This is a genomic window from Aerococcus agrisoli, assembly GCF_003797145.1.
Classification (GTDB): domain Bacteria; phylum Bacillota; class Bacilli; order Lactobacillales; family Aerococcaceae; genus Aerococcus; species Aerococcus agrisoli.
Genome location: NZ_RKMG01000023.1, coordinates 25,880 through 34,213, shown reverse-complemented (window position 1 = coordinate 34,213; position 8,334 = coordinate 25,880). Strand labels below are relative to the sequence as shown.

Annotated in this window: 9 protein-coding genes; 2 read left to right on the top strand and 7 right to left on the bottom strand. The window is 39.4% G+C overall.

Going from position 1 to position 8,334, the window contains the following annotated elements; genetic code table 11:
• Positions 1–47 precede the first annotated feature (47 nt).
• The 7 genes from rpiA to EF384_RS07170 form a co-directional block, all read right to left on the bottom strand.
• The gene (gene rpiA / locus EF384_RS07200; protein WP_123780688.1) at positions 48–719 is read right to left on the bottom strand and encodes a ribose-5-phosphate isomerase RpiA; all 672 of its coding nucleotides are present in this window, start codon (positions 717–719) and stop codon (positions 48–50) included.
• A gap of 24 nt (positions 720–743) precedes the next feature.
• Entirely contained in the window at positions 744–2,123 is a 1,380-nt protein-coding gene (locus EF384_RS07195) for a Sapep family Mn(2+)-dependent dipeptidase (protein WP_123780686.1), read from the bottom strand.
• Between the two features lie 25 nt (positions 2,124–2,148).
• Positions 2,149–2,868, bottom strand: coding sequence for a TraX family protein (locus EF384_RS07190; protein WP_123780684.1), 720 nt, complete (start codon positions 2,866–2,868; stop codon positions 2,149–2,151).
• Positions 2,869–3,014: 146 nt separating this feature from the next.
• Complete coding sequence (locus EF384_RS07185) at positions 3,015–3,707, bottom strand: amino acid ABC transporter permease (protein ID WP_123780682.1); 693 nt, start codon at positions 3,705–3,707, stop codon at positions 3,015–3,017.
• A 16-nt stretch (positions 3,708–3,723) separates the two neighbouring features.
• Entirely contained in the window at positions 3,724–4,377 is a 654-nt protein-coding gene (locus tag EF384_RS07180) for an amino acid ABC transporter permease (RefSeq protein ID WP_123780681.1), read from the bottom strand.
• A gap of 14 nt (positions 4,378–4,391) precedes the next feature.
• Positions 4,392–5,207 carry a glutamate ABC transporter substrate-binding protein gene (locus EF384_RS07175; RefSeq protein ID WP_123780679.1) on the bottom strand — a complete coding sequence of 272 codons (816 nt, stop codon included), beginning with the start codon at positions 5,205–5,207 and terminating at the stop codon, positions 4,392–4,394.
• Positions 5,208–5,243: 36 nt separating this feature from the next.
• Positions 5,244–5,972 (bottom strand): amino acid ABC transporter ATP-binding protein, encoded by a 729-nt coding sequence (locus EF384_RS07170; RefSeq protein WP_123780677.1) that lies wholly within the window; start codon positions 5,970–5,972, stop codon positions 5,244–5,246.
• Positions 5,973–6,268: 296 nt separating this feature from the next.
• On the opposite strand from EF384_RS07170, the gene EF384_RS07165 reads away from it, so the two are divergent.
• The gene (locus tag EF384_RS07165) at positions 6,269–7,060 is read left to right on the top strand and encodes a beta/alpha barrel domain-containing protein (RefSeq protein WP_123780676.1); all 792 of its coding nucleotides are present in this window, start codon (positions 6,269–6,271) and stop codon (positions 7,058–7,060) included.
• A 24-nt stretch (positions 7,061–7,084) separates the two neighbouring features.
• Complete coding sequence (locus EF384_RS07160; RefSeq protein WP_123780674.1) at positions 7,085–8,197, top strand: M24 family metallopeptidase; 1,113 nt, start codon at positions 7,085–7,087, stop codon at positions 8,195–8,197.
• Positions 8,198–8,334: the final 137 nt, after the last annotated feature.

Sequence of the window (8,334 nt, the reverse complement as noted above, 5' to 3'; positions counted from 1 at the left end):
TCTACTTGACGGGGAGTGGTTCACAGCTTTGATCTCCTTTTTCTATATTATTTGTAAAAATGAACGATTTTATCGTCTTTGGCCATGATGACATGGTCAGCGATATCTAAGAATAATCCGTGTTCAACCACACCAACCAAATGAATTAATTCTTCTGCAAGTTGTGGTGCGTTGTCGATTTTTTCCAAATGCAAATCAATAAGATAATTGCCACTATCGGTAATAAACTTATCGCCTGCTGGTGTTAAGCGATATGATGGTGCATACCCTTTTGCTACAAAGCCATCAAATAGATGTTGGCTAGCATCACGAATCACCTCAACTGGTAATGGAAAGGCACCTAACTGCGTTACCTCTTTGGAATGGTCACAAATCCAAATAACCCGTTTACTATTCACGGCAATAATTTTTTCAATTAAATGCGCACCACCGCCACCTTTGATACCATTCAAGGCTGGGTCAAACTCATCCGTACCATCAATCGTTACATCAATTTCCTTCACATCGTTAAATGATTGAACATTGATGCCTACTTCTTTAGCTAGTTCAGCGGATTGGACTGAAGTGGCAACACCTATCATATTTAGCCCTTCTTCACGGACACGTCTACCTAATTCAACAATCAAATGATACGCCGTCGAACCCGTTCCAAGTCCAACGACCATACCATCTTCTACATATTTTGCAGCCTCTTTGCCGACTAATTCTTTCTCGTTCACAATATTCCCCTCTTCATCGATGGATTACTTCAAGGTATCTGCCTGACCCAAACGAATGAAGGCATCTGTAAATAATTGAAGTAAATCTGTTAGTGTTGCTAACTCAATATACTCATTTGCTTGATGTGCAACATGTACATCATCTTGGAAATTCATCCCAAAAGACACACAATTTGGCATCACTTTACTATATGATACCCCACCAGAGATAATCGGTTCAAGCGAATGGTCTGGATAATGATCTTCAAAAGTCTTTAATAACAATTGATTTGCAGGCAATGTAACATCAGATAGAATTGGTGGCGTATCGAATGGTTTCACCGCTGTTAAGGCTGGGAAAGCTTTTGTAAACGCAGCAGATAACTCAGGTTCAGTAATATTTTCTGGATAACGAATGTCAATCGTGAATGCTATGCTACCATCTGCTTCTTTATCAAAGACACCTTGATTAACAGTTAAAGGCCCCATCACTTCATGTTCACGAGCAATGTCAAAACCACTACCGTAGTAATCACGGAATAAGTCTACATAGCGTTGTGCAAATGCATCACCATACACCGTTGCAATCAATTCAAACCCACGTGTAATGGCAGAATCTCCCGCCTCAGGAGTAGATGCATGGGCGGAAATACCAAACACCGTTAGATACGTTTTACCTTCTTTTTCTGTCACTTCAATCGCCCAGTTTTTCCCAGCTGCATACGTGTCTAATTCACTGTTATATGCCGCTGTTAAAACAAATTGTGCTTCTGAAGGCACGACATTTGAACCAGCACCACCATGCACACTTTCAACGATTGTATCCGTCACATAACCACTATATTCCCATGTAGTTGCACCCTTCTCACCAATCTGTAGTGGGAATGTACCATCAGGTGTAATCGCAAAATCAGGTGCCCCTTCTTTGGCAACATAATGTTGGATATCTGACATATCCGATTCTTCATCTGAACCAATCACGATACGAATCGTATTTTTCGTTGGAATTTGATAATCATGTAAAATACGGGCTGCATAGTAAGAAATAATCGCATTTCGTTTCATATCAGATGTACCTCGACCATACATGCGGTCGCCATCAATTTCAGCCCCAAACGGCTCATATGTCCAGTTAGATAAAGTACCAACAGGCACAACGTCCACATGGCTTACCACATCGATGCGGGCACCTGCGGCATTATTTTGCCCTTGCATGTAAACGGCATATGGATAAGCATCGCCCACCTTTAAGCCATCACGTACAGCGATATCATGCATGAAGTCCAGCGCTTCTCTTACCTGAGGACCATATGGTGCTTCCGGAGTTGCTGCTTGATCATCTCGAATCGATGGAATGCGTACCAAATTTTGGATATCTTCAATCATTTGCGGAATATATTTACTGTAATCAATTTGTTCATACATAAGTCTTGCTCCTTATTTTTTCAAATTATGCGTTTAGAATAGCGCGACCGATTAGGCCGAAAATCAATAAATGAACCGGATAAATCCAGTATAGCCATTTGGCATTGTAACGTCCTTTAAGCCCATTGTAAAAATAGCTTAGTACGAAAGATATGGGGGCCGTAATTTCCCAAGCAACCATCAAACCACCAATAATGGATTGCCATAAACGGAGTTCTCGATATTGGTATAGTACCGCAATCAATAAAACCCCAAATGCGCCGTAGTCGGTATGTAGCAGTTCTGCCAAGACAATACCAAGAAGGGCCGGTATCAATTTCAAAAAATTATTTTCTACCTTAGACATGGACCAGATGGTTACTAGACCAATCAATAACGTAAAGAAAACATTTTGATAGCCCAGGTTCCAGAATGTTTGATCAATCACTAAATTGAATGGTACTTCTGAAATAATGGCGAATATACCTAAGCGAATTGCATATTTTTTGACATTAGAAGTATAAAAAAAGCCTTCCACCAGCAAAAAACAGAATATTGGAAATGCTAGACGACCTATTGCACGCGAAATGGTATAGGCTGTGTATACACTGGAATAATCAAATGTAGATAGTTGCCCTGCTTCCATCATTGGGATGAATATACCTACCGCAAAATGGTCGATGATCATCGTAATCATGGCAATCCATTTGAGGGTCGAGCCAGAAATCCCTTTACCAGCGAATTTGTCGCTTGAGTTTGCTTGCATGTTGTCGCCTTCTTTCTTGAGTTGTAATGCGTATCTGATATTAAATATTTTATCATAGAAAATTAATCTTTTATCAATATGCTTTGCATAATCATAAAAAAAGACTAGGACCAATTTCAGTCCTAGTCAGCATTGCTGATACGTCATTATTTTTGTTGCACTAAAGCGCCATCTTTACGTGTCGCTTTGGCTGAACCACGATTCGCTAAGTATTTAGAGAATTGGGATAATGAGTAACAGATAATCCAATATAACAAGGTCATCACAACGAACATTGGGATAACGTAGTTTGTATTTTGGTTGTAGATAATTTTCGCATTATGTGTCAATTCTGGTAATGAGATGATTGTTGCCAAAGAAGTATCTTTGATCAAGGCAATCAATTGTGACACGATTGAAGGTGCCATCGCACGAACTGCTTGTGGTAATTGAATATATACCAAGGTTTGAACGCGTGTTAAACCAGTAGAAATACCAGCTTCCGCTTGCCCTTTTGGTATTGAGTTCAAACCACCACGGATAATTTCAGAAATCATTGCTGATTCAAAAATCATCAAAGCTGTTACGGCTGCCCAGAAAATATTTAAACGAATACCTAATTGTGGTAAAGCAAAATAGGTGAAGAAAATGATTAATAGTAACGGTAAGTTACGAATAACGTCAATGATAAAACCTAGAATCTTAGAGAAAAATGGGATTTCCATAAAACGAATGACACCGAAAATACCACCTAAAATTAACGAGAATATAATGGCGTAAAACGTTACTTGAAGCGTAATCCATAAACCATTAAGCAAAAATTGGATGTTCATCCATTGTAGTGCGCCTGCAAAATCCATATCTTATCGCTCCTTTCTAACGTACGTCTTGTTGTTTAAGATTTTTTTCAATACGAGAAACCAACACTGTTAATGGCACCGTAATAATCAAGTAAACCAAAGCAACTACAGTATATGTACCTAATGTATTGAAGGTTTGGCTAGCAATAAGGTCACCATAGTACATTAAGTCTAAACCAGCTACCATCGCTAAGATACTTGAGTTTTTCACTAAGTTGATAAATTGGTTTCCTAAAGGAGGAATGACAATTTTCACAGCTTGTGGTAAGACAACAAAACGCATAGCTTGAACGTATGTCATCCCTTGCGAAATTGCGGCTTCCATTTGCCCTCTCGGTACTGCTTCGATCCCTGAACGGATAACATCCGCAATGAATGACGAAGTATAAAGGGTTAAACCAATCACACCAGCTTGGAAACCAGTGATATCCACACCGTAAAGTGGGACAACAACATAGAAGAACATAACGATAATCAACAATGGAATGTTACGGAAAAATTCCACATAAACATTTGCAATTCCTGATAACCATTTGTGGTCAGTTGTTTGCAAGATACCAATTAAGCCACCGACAATCAATGAACATACTAGTGCAATCACAGAAGCAATCAGTGTGTTGATGAAGCCTTCAATAAGTAAATCACTGTATTCAGTAAATATATTAAGCATAAATCTTCACCCTCCTATTCTGCGATTGATGACTCAGTATTGTCACCAAACCATTTTGTATAAATTTCTTGATATGTACCATCAGCAACCATATCATCAATTGCTTGATTGATTTGGGCTAAGAAGTCTTCTTGACCTTTGTTTACCGCAATACCATATGGTTCATTTGTAAATGTAGAACCTGCAAGACGGTAACCAGGATTTTGTTCCATAATCCCTAATAGAATGGCATTATCTGTTGTCATGGCATCACCTTGACCAGATTTCAATGCTGTAAAGGCTTCAGAATAGTTTTCTAACTCTAAAATGTTGGCTTCAGGTGCAGCTTCTTTAATACGGTCAGCAGAAGTTGAACCTTTAACAGCTAACACTGTATGTTCACTTGTTAGCTCACTTACATCTTGGATATCAGAATCTTCTGGTACCATGATTGCTTGCCCAGCATCAAAGTATACTTGACTGAAGTCTACTTGTTTTTTACGTTCCTCAGAAATAGTCATTGTTGCGATTAAGGCATCAACGTTACCATTTTTTAATAGAGGAATACGTGTTTTTGATGTTACTTCAACGAAAACCGGCTCAGCATCTTCACCCGCAATACGCTTAGTGATTTCTTTGGCCATATCGATATCGAAACCTTCGATACGGTTTTCTTGAATATTGTAGAACCCAAACAAGTTGGTATCCACTTTCACACCCCAAGTAATTGTTGGGTAAGCCTGACTTTCAATACGTGATGCAATATCTGCTTTACTACCAGCACCGCTTGCACAGGCTGTTAATAAAAATAATAGTGGAATAAGTGCGACGATGCGCCATAATTTTTTCATAATCATTACCTCTCTTCTTAAGTTAACGGATAGTAACTAGACTAGAATTTTACTCAAGAATTGAATAGCGCGTTCATCTTGTGGGTTTTCAAAGAACTCTTTTGAAGGACGGTCTTCTAAAATTTCACCTTCAGCCATGAAGATTGTACGGTTACTTACTTCTTTCGCGAAGCCCATCTCATGTGTTACAACCACCATCGTCATGTTATCTTCGAAAGCGATACGTTTCATTTGATCCAATACTTCACCAACCATTTCAGGGTCTAACGCTGATGTTGGTTCATCGAATAACATAACTTTTGGACGCATAGCTAAACCACGTGCGATTGCAACACGTTGTTTTTGTCCACCTGATAATTGAGATGGATAAGAATCACGTTTGTCCCACATGTTTACACGTTTTAATAATTGTTCTGCACGGTCTTGTGCATCTGAGTCTGTTTTCTTTAAGACTTTTAACGGTGCCAATGTAACGTTTTCTAACACAGTCATGTGAGGATATAACTCAAAATGTTGGAACACCATACCGCAGTCACGACGGATTTGACGAATGTCTGTATTTTTGTCTGTGATGTCTTTGCCATCAACGATTAACTTACCTGAGTTAATCTTTTCAAGTGCATTGATTGTACGGATAAGTGTTGATTTACCAGAACCAGAAGGTCCAATAAGTGTCACCACTTCACCCTCATCGATATTCAAGTTAATATCTTTCAACGCATGGAATTTACCATAGTATTTTTCAACATGTTCAAATGTAATCATATAGCACCTCTTCGTTTCTTTTGATTTTGTTTGTTTTCATCCTTTTTTTCAATCTCTTCCATTGTACCAAGATATTGGTCTAAAGGTAAAGTTATTCTAATCAAATTCTTAATATTAGTCAATATTATTTGATATATTTTTTAACATACAATTTGAAATATGTTAGATTACTTGCGAAAAACAATCGTTTACATTAGTTCATCTAAAAGAATTGTAGTCCTTTTCTATGCGTACTATAATGTACTTAGTCTCTTGTCCGAATAAGACAGATTAATAGAAAAACGGAGGTTAGTAAATTGAACCAACCAAAAAACGGTACACAAAATATCTCTTCTCAATTTAGAAAAGATATGATTATGGTCCCTGAAGTAATCAACGAAGCGACCGGTATCAATGTTTTCGGCCGTACGTTAAAATCATTCGTCTTTACAACCGACGTAGCAACCATTTTGTACTGCAATGCAGACGCTGTTTTAGCCGTATACCCATTCTCACCACATCCGGCAATCATCCAGGCAGTAACATCTGTAGCAAGCCAACCAGTATTTGCAGGTGTTGGTGGCGGTACAACTCAAGGTAAACGTAGCGTGGATATTGCCCTTTTCGCAGAAGCCACAGGCGTACAAGGGGTTGTAGTAAATGCCCCAATGACCGCTGAAAATATTTTGGATATCGAACACACAGTTGATTCACCAATTGTCGCAACCGTAGTATCAGCTTATAATGATATCGCAGCGCGTATTTCAGCTGGTGCAGATATCTTGAATGTATCCGGTGGTAAAGATACTGCAGCGATCGTACGTCGCATCCGCCGCGACTTCCCGCATATCCCAATTATCGCAACTGGTGGTCAAACTGACGAAACCATTCGTGAAGTCATCAAAGCTGGTGCTAACGCCGTATCTTGGACACCGCCAACACCTGGTGACATCTTCAAAGAAAAAATGGTCAAATATCGTAAAGAACGTCGTGCAGGATTTATCGAAGCCCATGACGGTATGACCCTAAACGAATTTGAAGAATTTATCGAAACACACCCTGAAGCAGAAGAAAAATACCATGATGAACCAGAAGACGGTTTACTATAATTGGTATTGATTGATGGAGGAACTATGAATCAAGAACACAAAAATCGCTTAAACACAATTCAAGAAAATGTAGCCAAAGCCCAATTAGATGCTTTAATCATCACCGATAAAGCCGCTATTGATTACTATACTGGTGTCATTTTTGACCCAATGGAAAGATTTTGGCTACTAATCATTCAACCAAATCAAGCACCACAAATTATCGCCAATAAACTATTTGTATTTAACGAACTACCAGGTATCAACGTTACTTGGATTGATGACAATACAAGCATCGCGCAAGCATTTGCGGCGCTTCAATCCTTCCCAACTACTGATGCCACCATCAAAATTGGTGTGGATAAATTATGGCGAGCTGATCAATTACTCGCTACCGCACAAGCCTATCCGAATGCCACATTCGACGTAGCTTCTGACCTAGTTGACGATCAACGTGCCCACAAAACCGCTGATGAACAAGAAAAAATGCGTGTCGCATCTGCCATCAACGATCGCGCCATTGCTCGCTTAATCGAGGAAGTGATTCCCTTAGGTTTAGATGAACTTGAAGCAGTTGACGCTTTAGAAAAAATATACGCCGAAGAAGGTGCAGATTCTGGCTTCTCCTTCGAACCAATTATTGCCTATGGTGCGAATGGTGCAGACCCTCACCACGAATCAGACCATACCAAACCACAATTAGGTGATTCTGTTGTCATCGACATTGGTTGTAAACACGAAGAATACTGCTCAGACATGACACGTACGGTCTACTACGGTGAACCTAGTGAACTTGCCAAGGAAGTATATGAAATCGTCTTAGAAGCAAATCTACGCGGAATTGCGGCTGTTGAAGTTGGTGCAAGTTTAGCCAGCATCGATGCTGCCGCACGTGATTACATCTCTGAACGTGGTTACGGGGACCAATTCACCCACCGTCTAGGTCATTTTATTGGTCGTGAAGTTCACGAAAAAGGTGATGTGTCAGCTGCAAACCAAAATCCTGTTCAAGATGGTAACATCTTCTCTATCGAACCAGGTATCTACCTAACAGGTAACACCGCCGTACGTATCGAAGATTTAGTCATCGCCCATGAAGATGGTACAGAAAACATCAATAACTTCACAAAAGAAATGATCATCGTACAACCTAAATAGAATAGAGTGTGACAAAAGTTGTCCAGCTTTGAACCGTTGGAAGAAAATGAAAATAAGACGCACTTCAGTCTTATTGATTTTTCTGAAACGCAGTCAAAGCTAACTTTTGGAGCAGGTTTTCATAGAGTGCGACAATA

Bases quoted from the DNA above. Each gene is read 5' to 3' on its own strand.
- EF384_RS07195 (WP_123780686.1), bottom strand. From the start codon at position 2,123: ATGTATGAACAAATTGATTACAGTAAATATATTCCGCAAATGATTGAA.
- EF384_RS07190 (WP_123780684.1), bottom strand. From the start codon at position 2,868: ATGCAAGCAAACTCAAGCGACAAATTCGCTGGTAAAGGGATTTCTGGC.
- EF384_RS07185 (WP_123780682.1), bottom strand. From the start codon at position 3,707: ATGGATTTTGCAGGCGCACTACAATGGATGAACATCCAATTTTTGCTT.
- EF384_RS07180 (WP_123780681.1), bottom strand. From the start codon at position 4,377: ATGCTTAATATATTTACTGAATACAGTGATTTACTTATTGAAGGCTTC.
- EF384_RS07175 (WP_123780679.1), bottom strand. From the start codon at position 5,207: ATGAAAAAATTATGGCGCATCGTCGCACTTATTCCACTATTATTTTTA.
- EF384_RS07170 (WP_123780677.1), bottom strand. From the start codon at position 5,972: ATGATTACATTTGAACATGTTGAAAAATACTATGGTAAATTCCATGCG.
- EF384_RS07160 (WP_123780674.1), top strand. From the start codon at position 7,085: ATGAATCAAGAACACAAAAATCGCTTAAACACAATTCAAGAAAATGTA.